Source organism: Leifsonia sp. TF02-11 (assembly GCF_017565305.1).
Classification (GTDB): Bacteria; Actinomycetota; Actinomycetes; order Actinomycetales; family Microbacteriaceae; genus Leifsonia.
The window spans coordinates 1-15,087 of sequence record NZ_JAGEKP010000008.1 but is presented as its reverse complement, the minus strand read 5'-3'; the positions used below and the strand labels follow the sequence as shown (position 1 = coordinate 15,087).

The 15,087-nt window shown below is 69.0% G+C and carries 12 protein-coding genes; 2 read left to right on the top strand and 10 right to left on the bottom strand.

The features are described 5' to 3' along the window. Position 1: 1 nt before the first annotated feature. Together JNB50_RS12260 and JNB50_RS12255 are read right to left on the bottom strand one after the other, a co-directional pair. Positions 2-886: a carbohydrate ABC transporter permease gene (locus JNB50_RS12260; RefSeq protein WP_208040432.1), complete on the bottom strand. Its 885-nt coding sequence runs from the start codon at positions 884-886 to the stop codon at positions 2-4. Between the two features lie 87 nt (positions 887-973). Then, complete coding sequence (locus JNB50_RS12255; RefSeq protein WP_307794701.1) at positions 974-2,266, bottom strand: extracellular solute-binding protein; 1,293 nt, start codon at positions 2,264-2,266, stop codon at positions 974-976. 237 nt (positions 2,267-2,503) lie between these two features. Here JNB50_RS12255 and JNB50_RS12250 point away from each other — a divergent pair, with 237 nt between their 5' ends. After that, positions 2,504-3,514, top strand: a complete 1,011-nt coding sequence (locus JNB50_RS12250; protein WP_243768421.1) for a LacI family DNA-binding transcriptional regulator — start codon at positions 2,504-2,506, stop codon at positions 3,512-3,514. Positions 3,515-3,574: 60 nt separating this feature from the next. Here the strand turns inward: JNB50_RS12250 and JNB50_RS12245 are convergent, their stop codons facing one another. After that, complete coding sequence (locus tag JNB50_RS12245) at positions 3,575-4,966, bottom strand: MFS transporter (RefSeq protein WP_208040430.1); 1,392 nt, start codon at positions 4,964-4,966, stop codon at positions 3,575-3,577. Between the two features lie 24 nt (positions 4,967-4,990). Between JNB50_RS12245 and soxR the strand changes: the two genes are divergently transcribed. Continuing rightward, positions 4,991-5,467 carry a redox-sensitive transcriptional activator SoxR gene (soxR, locus tag JNB50_RS12240; protein WP_208040429.1) on the top strand — a complete coding sequence of 159 codons (477 nt, stop codon included), beginning with the start codon at positions 4,991-4,993 and terminating at the stop codon, positions 5,465-5,467. A 22-nt stretch (positions 5,468-5,489) separates the two neighbouring features. Here the strand turns inward: soxR and JNB50_RS12235 are convergent, their stop codons facing one another. The 7 genes from JNB50_RS12235 to JNB50_RS12205 all read right to left on the bottom strand — a co-directional run bounded on the left by JNB50_RS12235 (position 5,490) and on the right by JNB50_RS12205 (position 15,027). Then, positions 5,490-7,763, bottom strand: a complete 2,274-nt coding sequence (locus JNB50_RS12235) for an alpha-L-rhamnosidase (protein ID WP_208040428.1) — start codon at positions 7,761-7,763, stop codon at positions 5,490-5,492. 115 nt (positions 7,764-7,878) lie between these two features. Further along, positions 7,879-8,988 (bottom strand): Gfo/Idh/MocA family protein, encoded by a 1,110-nt coding sequence (locus JNB50_RS12230; protein WP_208040427.1) that lies wholly within the window; start codon positions 8,986-8,988, stop codon positions 7,879-7,881. Further along, positions 8,985-9,725 (bottom strand): sugar phosphate isomerase/epimerase, encoded by a 741-nt coding sequence (locus tag JNB50_RS12225; protein ID WP_208040426.1) that lies wholly within the window; start codon positions 9,723-9,725, stop codon positions 8,985-8,987. Before JNB50_RS12225 ends, JNB50_RS12230 begins: the two co-directional genes overlap by 4 nt. 8 nt (positions 9,726-9,733) lie before the next feature. Beyond that, on the bottom strand, positions 9,734-10,942 hold the full coding sequence (locus tag JNB50_RS12220) for a GDSL-type esterase/lipase family protein (RefSeq protein WP_208040425.1): 1,209 nt from the start codon (positions 10,940-10,942) through the stop codon (positions 9,734-9,736). Positions 10,943-11,012: 70 nt separating this feature from the next. Next, positions 11,013-13,040: a right-handed parallel beta-helix repeat-containing protein gene (locus JNB50_RS12215; RefSeq protein ID WP_208040424.1), complete on the bottom strand. Its 2,028-nt coding sequence runs from the start codon at positions 13,038-13,040 to the stop codon at positions 11,013-11,015. Positions 13,041-13,123: 83 nt separating this feature from the next. Beyond that, a complete protein-coding gene (locus tag JNB50_RS12210; protein WP_208040423.1) occupies positions 13,124-14,053 on the bottom strand; it encodes a carbohydrate ABC transporter permease in 930 nt (309 codons plus the stop codon). After that, positions 14,053-15,027, bottom strand: coding sequence for a carbohydrate ABC transporter permease (locus JNB50_RS12205; protein WP_208040720.1), 975 nt, complete (start codon positions 15,025-15,027; stop codon positions 14,053-14,055). Before JNB50_RS12205 ends, JNB50_RS12210 begins: the two co-directional genes overlap by 1 nt. Positions 15,028-15,087: the final 60 nt, after the last annotated feature.

Below are 15,087 nucleotides of genomic sequence, written 5' to 3'. Positions count from 1 at the left end.
GCTAGCCCTTCGTGAGGTCGCGGCGCGTGGAGCGGAAGATGAAGATGGTGACGATCAGACAGAGGATCGTCAGCATGAAGGCGATCGTCGAGCCGTAGCCGTAGTCGCCGTACGTGAACGCGGTCTGGTACATGTACAGCGTCAAGGGCGTCGTGCCGTTTCCGGGGCCGCCGTTCGTCAGGGCCAGCACCGAGTCGAAGACCTTGAGCGTTCCGTTGATGCTGAAGATGATCGACGACAGCAGCACGGGCAGCGACAGAGGCAGCACGATCGTTCGGATCAGCTTCCAGCCGTGTGCGCCGTCGAGGCGCGCCGATTCGATGATGTCGTCCGGGATGTCGACGATGCCCGCGTAGAGGAGGACCGCATAGAACCCCATGGAACGCCAGATGTCCATCATGACGATGACCCAGAAGGCGGAGTCGGCGTGCCCGAACCAGTCGACACTGGGAAGGCCCACCCAGTTCAGGACGGAGTTCACCGGGCCGAGAGTGGGAGCCGACTCGAACAGCTTCTGGAACAGCAGGGCCACCGCGACGGTCGGAAGCACCACGGGGAAGAACACGAGGGTGCGGATGAGGCCCGATGCCTTGCGAAGGAAGAACACGTACATCAGGGACAGCAGATAGCCGATCACGATCTGCCCGATCGTCAGGACGATCGCGTACTTCAGGGTGAACGCGATGGCCGCCCAGGACGCAGGGTCCTGGAAGAACTTGACGAAGTTGTCGAGTCCTGCCCACGTGAAGCCGGTGACGATGTTCCCGCTGAAGGTGGTGTAACCGACCGACCAGACGATCGGGACGAGCATGATGAGGGAGTAGAGCAGGAGCGCGGGTCCGACGAGGACGAGAACGGCGCGACGGTCACCGAGTACGGATTTCATTGACTGGGCTTTCTGAGTCGGATGGGCGCGACCGTTCCGGGCCAGGGGCGGGCTCCCGGCCCGGAACGGTCGGCGTTGTCGGTCGGACTACTTCGCGTCCTGCACCAGCTGCATGAACTGAGCCCCGTCGATCGAGCCGTTCACGAGCTGGCTCGCGTTGTTCGAGCTGACCGTGGTCGCCTTGGCGGAGAACAGCGCTTCGAACCAGAGCACGCTGGTGGTGGTCTTCGCAGCCACGTCCTGCACGGTCTTGGTCAGGCTGGGGACGCTCGACGGCTGCTTCGTGATCGTGAAGCCGGAGACGACTCCGCTGTCGGCCAGCACCTGGTTGCCGTAGTTCTTCGCGATGCAGCTGACCCAGTCACCGACCTTGCCGTCGAAGTTCTTGCTGGCGAAGGTCACAGGAACCCCGACGTTCGACGGGACCTGGTCGATACTGCCCTTGCCGCCGCTGACCGCGGGGAACGGCATGTAGCCGATGTTGTCCTCACCGATCTGGTTCTGGGTCTTGTCGGCGAAGTTGGCGAGAACCCAGCTGCCGTTGTACATCATGGCGGCCTTGCCGGTCAGGAACGAGTTGATCATGGTGTTGTAGTCGATGGATCCGACGGCGTCGCCGAAGAATCCCTGCTTGCCCAGGCTTGCGACGGCGTCGGCGGCCTTGACGTAGGAAGCGTCGGTGAGCTTCGCCTTGCCGTCCGCGACGTCCTTGAGGGCGTCCGGGCCGAGGTCGCGGAAGATGTAGTCCCCGATGAGGCGGGTGATCGGCCAGCCGTCCTTGCCGTCGGTCGAGATCGGCTGGACCCCGGCCGCCTTGAGCTTCACGGATGCGTCGACGAGAGCGTTCCAGGTCTTCGGCACCTCGATGCCGTTGTCCTGGAAGATCTTCTTGTTGTACCAGATGCCTTCGATGTTGAACTCGGTCGGGAGCACGTACAGTTTGTCGGTGCCATAGAGCTTCTCGATGGTCGACTTCGCCGCGGGGAGGATCTGGTCCGAGACGCCGGCGACGCTCGAGAGGTCCTTCAGCTTGCCCGCCGTGATGAACTGCTTCATGAGGCTCGGGGTGCCCGCCGCCATCGACATGTTCGGCAGTGCGTTCTGGCCGGCGAGGAGCTGCAGCTTCTGGTCGAAGCTCGAGCCGGGGTTGGTGGTCGCCTTGAGCGGGAGCGCCTTGTTCTCCGCGGTGCATTCGCCGGTGCTCAGAGTCTTGAGCGTGCCGACGATCGTGGTGTTCTCGGTTTGGCCGAGGTAGTTGAACGCGGTGTTGCTGCCACCGGTGCTGCCGCTGGAGCAGGCCGAGAGCAACACGGCTCCGGCACCGACGACCGCGAGGGCCGAAACCAAGCGCGCGCTGCGCCGCTTGACTGCTGTGGTCACAATTCCTCCTTGAATGCGAGCCTCTTCGAATGTGAAGCGCTTCAAAAGGCAGAGTGACACATGGCCGGATTCATGTCAACTGCGGTACTATTTTGTTTGAAGCGCTTCATAATTCCACCGGTTTGCGATGCCGGGGACGGATTATGCGACGATTTCTACACGATGGACTCTTGTCCGGTTAGCGAGGCCACCATTTCCGGAACGACGAAGAGGGGCAACGACGCTCCTCGCCCGAGCATGGCCGACGTGGCACGGCTGGCGAGCGTCTCGCTCGGGACCGTTTCGAACACCCTGAACAACCCGGACAAGGTCAGCGATTCCACACGCCGACGTGTGCTCGGGGCCATCGCCGAGCTCGGCTTCGTCCGCAACGATGCGGCACGATCACTTGCCGCGGGAACCAGCACCACGGTCGGAATCGTGCTCGCGGATCTCGGCAACTCCCTGTTCGTCGACATCGCGCGAGGCGCCGAAGCTGCGCTTCGGCGCCGAGGAATGAACCTCCTCATCGCCGACAGCGCCATCGACATCGACCGACAGCTGAACTACCTGCAGACGTTCGAGCAGGCACGGGTCGCCGGGATCATCCTCGCACCGCTGGACAGCGCGATCGTCGAGGAGCCCTCCCGGTTGACGTCCACGACGCCGATGGTCCTGGTCAACTTCGAGTCCCGTCGCCACATCTACTCCGGCGTCGTCACAGACGAGCGACGGGGCGGCTACCTGGCCGCACGTCATCTGCTGGACCTCGGCAGGCGACGGATCGCCTTCGTCGGCGGCCCGCTGATCTTCCGGGCGGTCGAGCTCCGCTACGAGGGTGCGCGGGCGGCCGTCGACGAAGTCGAAGGCGCGACGCTGGAGCTCATCGAGACGCTGGGCGTCAACATCAAGCACGGCAAGCAGGCAGGACGTCAGCTCGCCGCCGCGACACGGCCTCAGTTCGACGGTGTCGTCGCCGCCTCCGACCTCATCGCGATCGGGTTGATCCAGGTGTTCGAAGAGACGCCGGGCTTCAGCGTGCCGAGGGACGTCGCCGTGGTGGGATACGACAACAACCACTTCGCTTCCGAGAGCAGCATCCCCGTGTCGACGGTGAGCCAGCCCGGTGAGGAGATGGGTGGCGTCGCCGCCGGTCTGCTGCTCGATGAGATCTGGGGCCGCGCGAAAGACGAGAAGCAGACGGTGGTGCTTCCGCCGACCGTCATCCCGCGCAAGAGCACCCTCGGAGACGCCTGGCGCAGAGACTGACCGCGGAGAGCGTCGGTCATTGCGGTGTTCCGGACCGGGAGCACGAACACCGGTTAGCCGCTAACGGTGCCGCCGCAATCCGGCGAAGGCCACTGCCACGCCCGCCGCGACGATGAGCGCGAGTCCGGTCGCCATCACCTGAGGATCTGAGACTCCGGCGATCCGTGTGGAGAGCAGGAGTCCGCACACGGACGTGAAGACGGTGTTGCTGAGCAGTTGAACGACGCTGATGCCGGCAGACGCTTGTGCGGACTCTCCCTCGTCGCGACCGGTCGACATCGCCGCCACGGCCAAGTGCGGGAACGCCAATCCCACGCCGGCGCCGATCGCCATCAGCGCCGGGAGCCACCACAGCATCCCGAGCCCGCTCGTCGCCGGCGTCACGGCCAGAGCGACGAAGCCGGCGAGGGTCACCACCGGACCGATGGTGCGCAACGTGCGCTTGGTGCGCTCGCTCGCGACGGAAGCGCTCAGGAACTGGGCGGTCGTCCAGCCGACGGAGGGAACGGCTCCCAGATACCCTGCCGCGAACGGCGGCAGGCCGCCGAGTGTCTGACCGAAGAGGGGGATGAACGCCTCGATCATCACCGATCCGGCCAGTACGGCGACGAGGAGGTAGATCCAGCGCAGATCGGACCCCCGCAGGTACGTCGCGCGCGGCAGGAGGCTCGTCTTCGAGCGGGCATCGACGACGAGGAACATCCCGAGCAGGACGACGCTCGCGGCGAACCAGCCCAGTCGCGCCGGACCGTCGAAGAGGGCTGCGGCGCTGAACCCGGATACCGCGAGCAGGACGATCAGGAGCGAGGGGACCGCGATCGCGCCGCGGTGGCTGCCCCCGGCGCTCCGGCCACCGCCTTCGGTCTTCACGGACCTCTGCGCTTGGAGAGCCAGCGCGAGGGCGACACCCGCCAGAAGGACGAACGGCAGGCGCCACACGTCGGCTGTGCCGAAGAGGCCGCCGACCGCGGGCCCCGCGATGCCGCCGACGCCCCACATGGCGGAGACGAGGGCGGTGGCTCTCCCCCAGAGCTCCGCGGGAAGCGTGATGCTCACCGCCACATAGGCGAGAGCCGAGAGCAGTCCGCCACCGAATCCCTCGGCCGCCCGACCCGCCACGACGACCTCCATCGTCGGCGACACGGCGATGAGGACGGACCCCGCGGCGAAGACGAGGAAGCCGAGCAGGTACGACGCACGGATGCCGAACCGCGAAGCCAACGCGCTCGCGCTGGCGGAGCCGACGATGGACGCGGCGAGGAACGCGGTGTTCACCCACGCATACAGGCGGTCTCCGTGCAGCTGTTCGGTCATCGCGGGCAGCACCGCACCGGTGATGTAGGTCGTGATCGCGTAGAGCGCGATGCTGCCGCTGAGGACGATGACGATGCGTCCGTTCGCGCCCTTGAAGAGCGCCCGCCAGGAAGGAGCCGATGTTGTCTGGGTGGTCATGTCTGTCAGCGTAGGATCTCAACTATGGTTGAGATCAACCGGCCCAAGCCGACGGACCTTCTGACCATCGGGGAGGTCGTCAGGCGCACCGGTGTCAGCGCCTCCGCGCTGCACTTCTACGAACGCAAGGGCCTCATCCACACCCAGCGGACGCCGGGCGGCACCCGCCTGTATCCGCGGCACATGGAACGCCGGATCGCGATCATCCAAGTGGCCAAGCGGCTCGGAATCCCGCTCAGCGAGGTAGCCGACCAGTTCGAGTCCCTTCCCCGCGACCGGATGCCGTCGCTCCGCGACTGGAACCGCCTGAACGAGCACTGGCGCGCCAAACTCACCGCCCGTCAGCGCGAGCTGGAACGCCTGCAGAGCGAGATGAGCCAGTGCATCGGTTGCGGGTGCGTCTCCCTCAGCGTGTGCCTCGTCATGAACCCCGGCGACATCCTCGGGCGGGACGGCCAAGGCGCCAGGCGGCTGCCGCCGTTCGCGGAGGACGAGGGGTAGGGAGCGCCCGAGTCGAATCGGCTCAGACCTTCCACTGCCCGGCTACGACTGCGAGCTCCGTGGTGACCGAGACCGGCCCACCGTCCAGCCGCTGGTCCTCGCGTCCAGGCAGCCGCAGGATGCCGTCGACGCCGTCGGGGAGCTCGGCGTGCACCGTCAGGAGGTCGCCGTCGAGGCTCCAGCGCACCGACACCCGGCCGTGCCGGGTCTGCAGCGACGTCGCCGCCTCGGTCAGGCCTCCGCCCGGCTGCGGGGCGACGAGCACCGAAGCGTAGCCCGGCTTCAGCGGTGCGAGCCCGCCGACGACCCGGTGCATCCAGTCCGCCACCGCGCCGAGGGCGTAGTGGTTGAAGGAGGTCATCTCCCCTGGGTTGATGGTGCCGTCCGGCAGCATCGAGTCCCAGCGCTCCCACACCGTGGTCGCGCCCATGGTGACGGGGTAGAGCCAGGACGGGCACTCCTTCTCCAGCAGCAGCCGGTAGGCGACATCCGTGTGACCGGTCCGGCTGAGCGCGTCCGCGATGAACGGGGTGCCGGCGAAGCCGGTCGAGATGCGGTAGCCCGCCTCAGCTGCGAGCCCGGCCAGCCGGTCGCCCGCGAACTCCTCGTCGGCCTCGTCCAGCAGTCCGAACACGATCGCCAGCGAGTACACCGTCGTGCAGTCGCTCAGCACGACGCCGTCCGAGACGTACTCGCGGTTGAAGGCGGCGCGGAGGCCGGCGGCGTGGGCCTCGAACTCCGCGTGCTCCGCCGGGCGGCCGAGCAGCGCAGCCGTGTCGGCCAGAATCCGCGCCGACCGGTAGGCGCACGCGGTCGCGACGACACCCGTGTCCGCCTTCGCCTTCGCCGGGTCCTCCGGCGGCGCGTCCGGGTCGAGCCAGTCGCCGAGCTGGAAGCTGCCGTCCCACACCCCGGCCGACGAGAGCAGCGACTTCACCCGGCGCACGTGCGCGGCCATCGAGTCGAACTGCCGCTCCAACGCCGCGGTCTCGCCGTACGCCTGGTACAGATCCCACGGCACCCAGACAGCCGCGTCGCTCCACAGCGCGGTCGCGTCCGGCTCGCCGAAGGACTCCGGGTGCGGCATGTACTTGAGCACGTCCGGGATGACGAAGCCGACGATCCCGGCGTTGTGCCGCTGCTCCAGGTCCAGGTCGACCAGCCAGTCCGAGAGGAACGCCTCCACGTCGTACAGGTAGGCCGCGGTCGGCGCGAACGCGGCGATATCGCCGGTCCAGCCCAGGCGCTCGTCGCGCTGCGGGCAGTCGGTGGGGACGTCCACGAAGTTGCCGCGCATCCCCCACACCACGTTCTCGTGGAACCGGTCGAGCAGCGGGTCGGAACTGCTGAACTCGCCGATGCGGGTCAGCTCGGAGCCGATGGCGATCGCGGTCAGGTCCTCGGCCTTCAGTTCGCCCGGCCACCCGGTGACCTCGGCGTAGCGGAAGCCGTGGAAGGTGAAGGTCGGCTCGAACTCGTCCACGCCTCCCGAGAGGATGTAGCGGTCGGTCGCCTGCGCGCTGCGCAGCGGTCGCAGGCCGAGCTCGCCGTTCTCCAGCACCTCCGCGTGCCGGACGGTGACCTCCGTGCCGGCCGGTCCCTGCACGCGCACCCTGATCCACCCGACCAGGTTCTGCCCGAAGTCGACCAGGGTCCTGCCCGACGGCGAGGTGCTGATCTCCCGCACGGGGAGGGCGGCCCAGCGCTTCACGGACGGCCCGAGGTAGGGCTCCAGCGTGGCGGTGTCGAAGTCGATCGCGTGCGTGCCGGTCCAGCCGTCGCCGGCGAAGCCCGGCAGCTTCCAGGCGTCGTCGCGCAGGCGGGCGTCGATGGTCTCGCCGTCGTACAGGTCGTTCGCGAGCACCGCGCTGGGGCCGCTCGTCCACGCGTCGTCGGTGACGATCAGCTGCGAGCTGCCGTCGGCGAACTCCACCTCCAGTTGCGCGAACGCGCCCTGCGCGCCCCCGTACCAGGCGGACCCTCCCGTCCAGCCGAGGCGACCGCCGAACCAGCCCTTCCCGAGGGCGAGGCCGATCACGGTCGTTTCCTCCACCAGCGCGGTCACGTCGTAGGTCGCGTAGCGAAGGCGCCACTCGTAGCTGCTCCAACCGGGAGTGAGCAGGTCGTCGGAGACGGGACGGCCGTTCAGCCAGGCCTCCACCACCCCCTGAGCGGTGAGGGCGATGGTCGCCCGGACGACGGCGCCGTGGCCGCCCTCCAGTGCGAACTCCCTGCGCAGCAGCGGGGCTCCGTCGAAGGCTCGGTCGGCGGCGATCATCCGGGCGTGCCACGTCATGTCTCTCGCGTCTTTCGGTTCGGTGTTCGGCGTTCGGTCTCGGTCGTCATCGGGCCGGGGGGCTCAGCCCATCATCGCGCCGCCGGTCATGCCATCGGCGAGCCCCCCGGTCCTGTCAGCTCGCGACGGACTCCGCCGCGAGGGCGGACCATTCCGGCGAGAGCGCCGGCTGCACCTCGGGCCGGCTCGCGATCACGACGGGGCTTCCGGTCTCGCCCGCCTCGATCGTCGAGACCATGGCATCGAGCACGTGGTAGGCGAGCTCACCCGTCGCGCGCTCGGGGCGGCCCTCCCGGAGCGCCTCGGCGAGCTCGGCGACGCCCGTCCCCCGGGTGGTGGTCGACCCGACCGCCGCGATCGAACGCGGTTCGTCGCCGTCGGTGTAGAGCAGCAGTTCGCCGTCGAAGCCGTTGACGTCGGGGACGACCAGCGTGCCCTCGCTGCCGGAGACCTCGAAGCGGGTGCGCTGCAGGTGGGAGTCGAAGCTGAAGACGCTCTGCGCACTCGTGCCGTTCACGAATCGGTAGCCGGCGCCGACATACGTCGGTACGGTGACGGCGAAGGTCTCCCCCGCGCGCGGGCCGGAGCCGATCGTTCGCGTCTCGCGGGCGGCGCTCAGAACGGCGTCGACCGAGGCGAGCGGGCCGAGCAACTGCACAAGCGCCGTCAGGTAGTACGGCCCGACGTCGAAGAGCGGTCCGGCGCCGTCCTGGAACAGGAAGTCGGGGTTCGGATGCCAGCTCTCCGGCCCGGGCGACTGCAGCAGCGTGAGTGCCGACTGCGGCACTCCGATCGCCCCCGCCTCGATGAGGCGGCGCGCGGTCTGCACGCCCGCACCGAGGAAGGTGTCCGGCGCCGCAGCGACGCGCAGCCCGGCACCGGCGGCGGCATCCAGAAGCAGGCGTGCACTCGCGCGGTCGAGCCCGAGCGGCTTCTCACTCCAGACGTGCTTGCCCGCGGCGATCGCCTGCAGCCCGACCTCCACGTGCACCTGCGGCAGCGTCAGGTTGACGACGATCTCCACGTCGTCGTCCGCGAGGAGGCGCTCGACCGAACCAGAACCGGGGATGCCGAAGGCGGCCGCCCGGGCGGCCGCGCGACCCTCGTCGAGGTCGGCGACGAAGCGGACGTCGACTCCGGGGAAGCGGGTGAGGTTGCCGAGGTATTCGGCGCTGATGACGCCGGCTCCGATCAGCCCGACGCCGACGGGACGGTGCGCGCTCATGCGGTCACCGCCGTGGTGAGGAAGGCATAGCTGTCCGCGATCACCTGGAAGCGGTCGGAGCGGGAGTCGTCGACCTCCACGACGTGCAGCGCGTTCGGCGCCGCCGCGAGGATGTCGGCGATCGGCAGCGAACCGGATCCGACGGCGACCTGGTCGATCTCGGCATCCGTCGCCGGGCCGTCCTTGACGTGGATCGCCGTGACGCGGTCGCCGAGCGTGTGCAGCAGTGCGACGGGGTCGACACCGCCGACCGCCGCCCAGTAGGTGTCGAGCTCGATCGCGACCTCGTCGCCGACGTGGTCGGCGAACACCTCGAGAGCCGTCCGGCCGCCGATGCGGGAACGGATCTCGTGGGCGTGGTTGTGGTAGGCCAGGGCGACGCCGTGCTCGCGGGCGATGGCGGCGGCGGCGCGGAACTCCGCCGCGACGGCGGCCACCTCCTCCTCGGTCGTCCAGCGGTCCTCCGGGACGTACGGGTCGATGACGGTGCCGATGCCGAGCCGGGCCGCGACGCGGAAGATCTGCTCCTGGTCACGCCCGAGCACGAGGTTGTGCGCGGTCGGCACCGCCAGCCCGGCGGCGGCGATCGCATCGCCGAGGCGCGGCCAGGTGGCGAAGTCGTACGCCTCGACGAGCTCGAAGCCGATCCCGCGCACGCGGGCGAGCGCTCCTGGCAGGTCCTCGGCCAGCGCCTCCCGGATGGAGTACAGCTGGACGGACAGGGGTGATGGTGACACGGTTCTCCTCAGTTCGGGGTGTCGGTTGCGGGGGTCGTGAGCGCGGCGAACGCAGCGCCCACGGCCGATCCGCCGTCGCGTGCGAGGCGGACGAACCGGGCGGCCATGAGGCGGTGCCCGGCGTCGTCGGGGTGCAGGTCGTCGGGCAGCCGGTCGACGTCGTCCGGGCCGAGGAGGAGGCGGCCGTCGAGCAGGTGGAGGCGCGGGTCCCCCTGCTGCCGCGACGAGACGCCTGCGGCGATCAGCTCCCGGATGCGGCCGAGGGTGAGCGTGCCGTCCTCGGGGGTCCAGGCGCGAGGGGTGCCCGCGACCTTGCCTGGCGCGACTTCGCGGGTGGGGCCGGGCAGGTCCTCGTGCGACGGCGACGTGATCGGGGTGATCACGAGGATCGGCGTCGCCGGGTGAGCCTCGCGGATGATGTCGAGGTAGTTGTGCAGTGCGGGCAGCAGGGTGCGGCGACGCATCCCGTCGATGTTGACGATGTTGATGCCGAGCTTCAGGGTGATCACGTCGGCCCGCTCGGCGGCGATGGTGCGTGCCACGAACGGATCGAGCAGGGCATTGCCCGAGAACCCGAGGTCGGTCAGCTCGAGGCCGAGCGCGGTGGCGGCACGTTGCGCCCACGGTCCGCGCGGTCCGTCCGCCTCGCCACCGTGGCTGATCGAGCTGCCGTGGTGCAGCCACAGCGGGGCGGTGGAGCCGGAAGCCGCGACGAGCGGGGCGTCGGCGCGCGCACCGCGCACGACGACCTCCGCCGTGTGCGGCAGCCAGAGGGTGACAGGGCGCTCGGTGCGGCCATCGCCGCCGAGCGTCCAGCGCAGTGTCGAGACGTCGCCCTCCTCGCGGCGGACGTCGCCGGAGGGGTCGCCGTGGATGAGCGTCCCCTCGGTCAGGTCGATCCGCTCGGTCGTGCCGTCGTGGTCGAGCTCGAATGCGGCCGGGCGCTGCTCGTGGCCCTCGGGGGCGGCGATCCGTGCGACCGCGACCTCCACCTCGAGCCGGGTGGCGGCCGTCACCAGGGCCAATCGCACGCCGAGCGTCTGGTCGGCCATGAGCTGGATGGCGGGGCCGGCCTGATGAGCGCGGGTCCAGCCCGGGAGCCTGCGCGGGGCGAAGCCGCCGTCGCGCTCCGTCAGCTCGATGGCACCGCGGACGCTCGCGGCGAGCACCTCCAGCCCCGTGGGCGAGAGCGCGTCCGTCGTCTCGGTGGTGATCACGTGGTCCTTTCGGTGGAATCGGTCGGTCGGCGTCGTGGCCGCCAGGGAGTGGCGGCCACGACGCCTCTGGTCACTTCGAGATCGTGAGGGAGCCGAGCTCGATGGACCACGCCGTGGTGGCGCTGATGGTCGCCTTCAGATACTTCGTGCCGGTGGGCAGCGTCGCCGTCGGGGTGACGGTCGTCGACGCCCAGCCGTTGGTGGTGGCGGCCGGGGTGGTGTGCGAGGTGGCCACGTTCGTCCAGGTCGTGCCGTCCGGCGAGCTCGCGAAGGTGAGCTTCGTCAGATCCGCGCTGAATTCGTACACCGTCGCCGAGAAGGTCTTCATCCCGTCGAAGAGCCAGGTCACCGAGCCGGCCGAGCCGTTGGATCGCGAGAATCGCGACGCGTCGCCGTTCATGTTGCTGAGCGGCGTCGAGGTGTCGATGATCATGTTCGAGGTGTGCGACGAACTGACACCCCAGCCGCTGGCGTCATCGACGAGCGTCGTGGGCCCTGTGATGTTCTGCGCCTCGTGGAAGCCACGGCTCGGGGCCGCGGTGGCGGACACCGTGCGGCCGAAGTAGTCGCGGCCGCCGTTCGCCGCGATGACCGCGCCCGTGCCGATCGCCGGCGAGGTCGGCTGCAGCTGGTATCCCGTGACCGCGGTGAGACCCGTGGGGGCGGCGCCCGACGGCGAGACGAGCTGGGGGTCGGTCGTCAGCTTGTGCGCGTCCGCCGGCTCTCCCGCGGGATGGCTGCCGAAGAACACGTTGCTGTCGATGACCGCGCCCGCGACGTTCGGGTACAGGTAGTCGCCGCTGCCGTGGTTCTCCACGATGTTGTCGCGGAAGCTCCACGCGCCGGTGGTGGTGCCGTCGCAGCCGTCGCAGAAGATCGGCTTCGAGGTGGCGCCCGACGGGATGTAGACCGTGTTGTTGTAGATGTCCGTCCCGGTCGGAACGCCGTACGAGAAGGTGAAGACACCCTTCACCCCGCCCCAGCCGTCGTTGACGCTCAGGTTGTAGCGCACCACGAGGGTCGACGAGTAGCCGCCCATCATGAGCAGGAACCCGCCCTGGTTGTCGTGGCTGTAGTTGTACTGGAACACCGTGTTGACGTTGAGCAGGTCGGAGTCGAAGCCCTGGCCGTCGGTGTCGTGGGTCAGCGTGCCGTAGACCTCGTTGTACTGCACGGTGGTGTTCATCGAACGGGTCGGCCACAGCCCGGCGGATGCCGCTTCCGTCGAACCGGCGATCGTCTTCTGGCCCGGGTTGCCCACGACGTTGTTCTGGATCAGCGCCCCGTCGGTGCCGAACGTCAGGATCCCGTCGCTGTCCACGTTCTGCACCGTGTTCTGCTCGACCACCACGCCCGTACTGAGCGCCGACTGGGTCAGGGCGTACGGCGTGGTCGTGTAGTAGCTGGCGTCCCAGAAGACGATGCCGGTGCGGCCGAGGTCGTGGACCGTGTTGCCGACGATATGGACGTTGCTGAAGCTGTCGGAGGCACCCTCGGCGTAGACGACGATGCCGCCGTTCAGGTGGGCGTCGACGTCGGAGCAGTTGAAGCAGCCGTTGACGTCGTGCACGGTGGTGCCCTGGATGGTGATGCCGTTGAGCGTCCCTCCTCCGGCGTTGTCGACGAGGATGCCGCTGCGGGTGAGGCCGGGAGCGGCCAGAGTGCCGAAGTTGTCCGTCCCGGAGTCGTTGACCACCTCGAGCGAGCGGATGGTCCAGTCGTGCTGGTTCTTCAGCAGCACCGCGCCGCCGCCGGCGAGCGTGCCGCCGTCGATCTTCGGCGCTGCGCCGGTGCCGTATGCGTCGATCGTGATCGGGCTGGTGGCAGTGCCCGATCCGAGCGGGTGCAGCTGGCCGGCCCAGCTCTGACCCCGCTTGAACAGGATGCTGTCGCCGGCGGCGAACGTCGTGGCGTCCACCTTGGCGAGCGACTTCCACGCGGTCGCCTGCGTCGTGCCTGCGGCGGTGTCGGAGCCGGCGGCGGCGTCCACGTAGTACGTGGTCCCCACAGCCAGCGCGGGCGCCGGGATCGCGACGACGGCCGCCGCCGCGGAGATCCCGACCGCCGCGGCGATCGCGAGCGCTCTCATTCGGAACATGGTGATTCCCTTCTTGTCTGCGTCAGCGCACGGCATCGTCGCCGTGCACCGTGGAGCGACCGGGCTGGTGGGGCGTGGCGGCCTCAGTCCTTCATTCCGGAGGAGAGGCTCACGCTGGCGAGGAACTGGCGCTGGAAGATCAGGAACAGCACGACAGGCACGATCGTGGCGAGGAAGAGGGCCGCCAGGAACACCGAGAGCTCCGAGGTCTTCTGCACGATCGGCAGCGCCACCGAGATCGGCTGCAGCGATGTGTCCGTCAGCACCAGCGATGGCCAGAGGTAGTCCTTCCAGGCGGCCACGATCGCGAGCAGCGAGACGACGCCGAGGATGGGCCTGGAGAGCGGGAGGACGACGTACCAGAGCACGCGCAGAGTCCCGGCGCCGTCGAGCTGGGCTGCCTCCATGAGATCGCGCGGCAGCGCCCGGAAGAACGTACTGACGACGAGCACCCCGAACGCGTTGGCCGCGGCCGGCAGCCAGACCGCCCAGTAGGTGTTCTGGAGGCTGATCCCGAACGGCGGCAGATCGATCACCGTGAGGTAGAGCGGGACGAGCGAGACGACGCTCGGCAGGAACAGTGTGGCGAGGATCGCTCCGCTCAGGAGGTTGCCCCATTTCGGCCGCAGCACCGCGATGACGTAGCCCCCGAGCACCGAGACGGCCAGGTTGGCGATCCAGGCGCCCACCGCCACCACGACGGTGTTGCCGAGGTAACGGCTCACATCCACCTGGTTCCACGCCTGGAGGTAGTTGCCCCATTGCCCGGCGTGCAGCCACACCCCGAGCGGGTCGCGCAGCACGTCCTGGGTGGAGTTGAGGGAGGCGAAGAGCAGCCAGAGCAGAGGACCGGCCCCGGCGACGAGGACGCCGACGAAGACGAGCACCTGCACGACGCGCACCGCGACGCGCGTGCGCGTCCGTCCCAGGTCGTGTCGCGAGACGAACGACCCCTCGGCCACGGACTCGCGGCGGCGACGGCGGGTGCCTCGCGTGGTTTCGACGACGGCCATCAGTCCGCCCACCTCCTGGTCAGTCGGAAGTACCCCACGGAGAGCAGGCCGAGCACCACCGCGAGCATCACGCTCAGGGCGGTTGCGGCGCCGTAGTCGCCGTCGAGGAACGCGTACTTGTAGAGCAGCAGCAGGATCGTGGTGGTCGCGTTCTGCGGTCCGCCCCCGGTGAAGAGGAACGGCTCCGTGAAGATCTGGGCCGCGCCGATGATCTGCAGCAGCAGCATGGTCATGACGATGCCGCGGATGGAGGGGAGCGTGATGTGCCAGATCCGCGAGCCGATCCCGGCACCGTCGAGCTCCGCCGCCTCGTAGAGCTCGGGCCGTACCGATGCGATCGCCGCCAGGTAGATGAGCACGGAGGTGCCCGCGCCGGCCCAGGTGGCCTCCAGCACGATCGACGGCATGGCCGACGAGACCGCGTTGAGCCACGGCTGGGGCGGAATGCCGACCATCCCCAGGATGCTGTTGAACAGCCCCCCGCTCGACGGGTCGTAGAAGACCTTCCAGAGCAGGATCGCCACCACCGGTGGCACGATCACGGGCACATAGGCCAGCAGCGAGTACAGCCAGCGCCTGCGCATGGTCACGGTCGAGAAGATCACGGCCATGAGCAACGGGAGCGGGAAGCCGAACAGGATGGCCAGCAGCGCGAAGTACAGCGTGTTCAGGATCGCCGTGCCCAACAGCGGGTCGTGGAGCACGTAGGCGAAGTTGTCGAGGCCGACCCAGTCGGGCGCGGCGACGTAGTTGTTGCGCTGGACGCTCATGATCACGCCGCGCACGATCGGAAGCCAGGAGAAGTAGAAGAAGATCAGGATGACCGGCAGCGCGAGGAGCAGGGTGCTCAGCCCGCCGCGGGTGCGCCAGCGCCGGAAGCGGCCGGGCCGGGCGGCGCGCGGACCGGCCGCCCGAGCGGGCGTGGGCGGGGCCTGCCGCTGTCGCGGCGGCCGCTCGTCGAGGGTGCGTGCCATGTCGTCTTCGTCTCTCGTGCCGCGCAGGCGCGGCGGGTGGGGGGTGGGGAGGCTCCGGCG

Excerpts from the sequence above, each read along its gene's own strand:
- JNB50_RS12260 (WP_208040432.1), bottom strand. The coding sequence starts at position 886 with ATGAAATCCGTACTCGGTGACCGTCGCGCCGTTCTCGTCCTCGTCGGA.
- JNB50_RS12250 (WP_243768421.1), top strand. The coding sequence starts at position 2,504 with ATGGCCGACGTGGCACGGCTGGCGAGCGTCTCGCTCGGGACCGTTTCG.
- JNB50_RS12245 (WP_208040430.1), bottom strand. The coding sequence starts at position 4,966 with ATGACCACCCAGACAACATCGGCTCCTTCCTGGCGGGCGCTCTTCAAG.
- soxR (WP_208040429.1), top strand. The coding sequence starts at position 4,991 with ATGGTTGAGATCAACCGGCCCAAGCCGACGGACCTTCTGACCATCGGG.
- JNB50_RS12235 (WP_208040428.1), bottom strand. The coding sequence starts at position 7,763 with ATGACGTGGCACGCCCGGATGATCGCCGCCGACCGAGCCTTCGACGGA.
- JNB50_RS12230 (WP_208040427.1), bottom strand. The coding sequence starts at position 8,988 with ATGAGCGCGCACCGTCCCGTCGGCGTCGGGCTGATCGGAGCCGGCGTC.
- JNB50_RS12215 (WP_208040424.1), bottom strand. The coding sequence starts at position 13,040 with ATGTTCCGAATGAGAGCGCTCGCGATCGCCGCGGCGGTCGGGATCTCC.
- JNB50_RS12210 (WP_208040423.1), bottom strand. The coding sequence starts at position 14,053 with ATGGCCGTCGTCGAAACCACGCGAGGCACCCGCCGTCGCCGCCGCGAG.
- JNB50_RS12205 (WP_208040720.1), bottom strand. The coding sequence starts at position 15,027 with ATGGCACGCACCCTCGACGAGCGGCCGCCGCGACAGCGGCAGGCCCCG.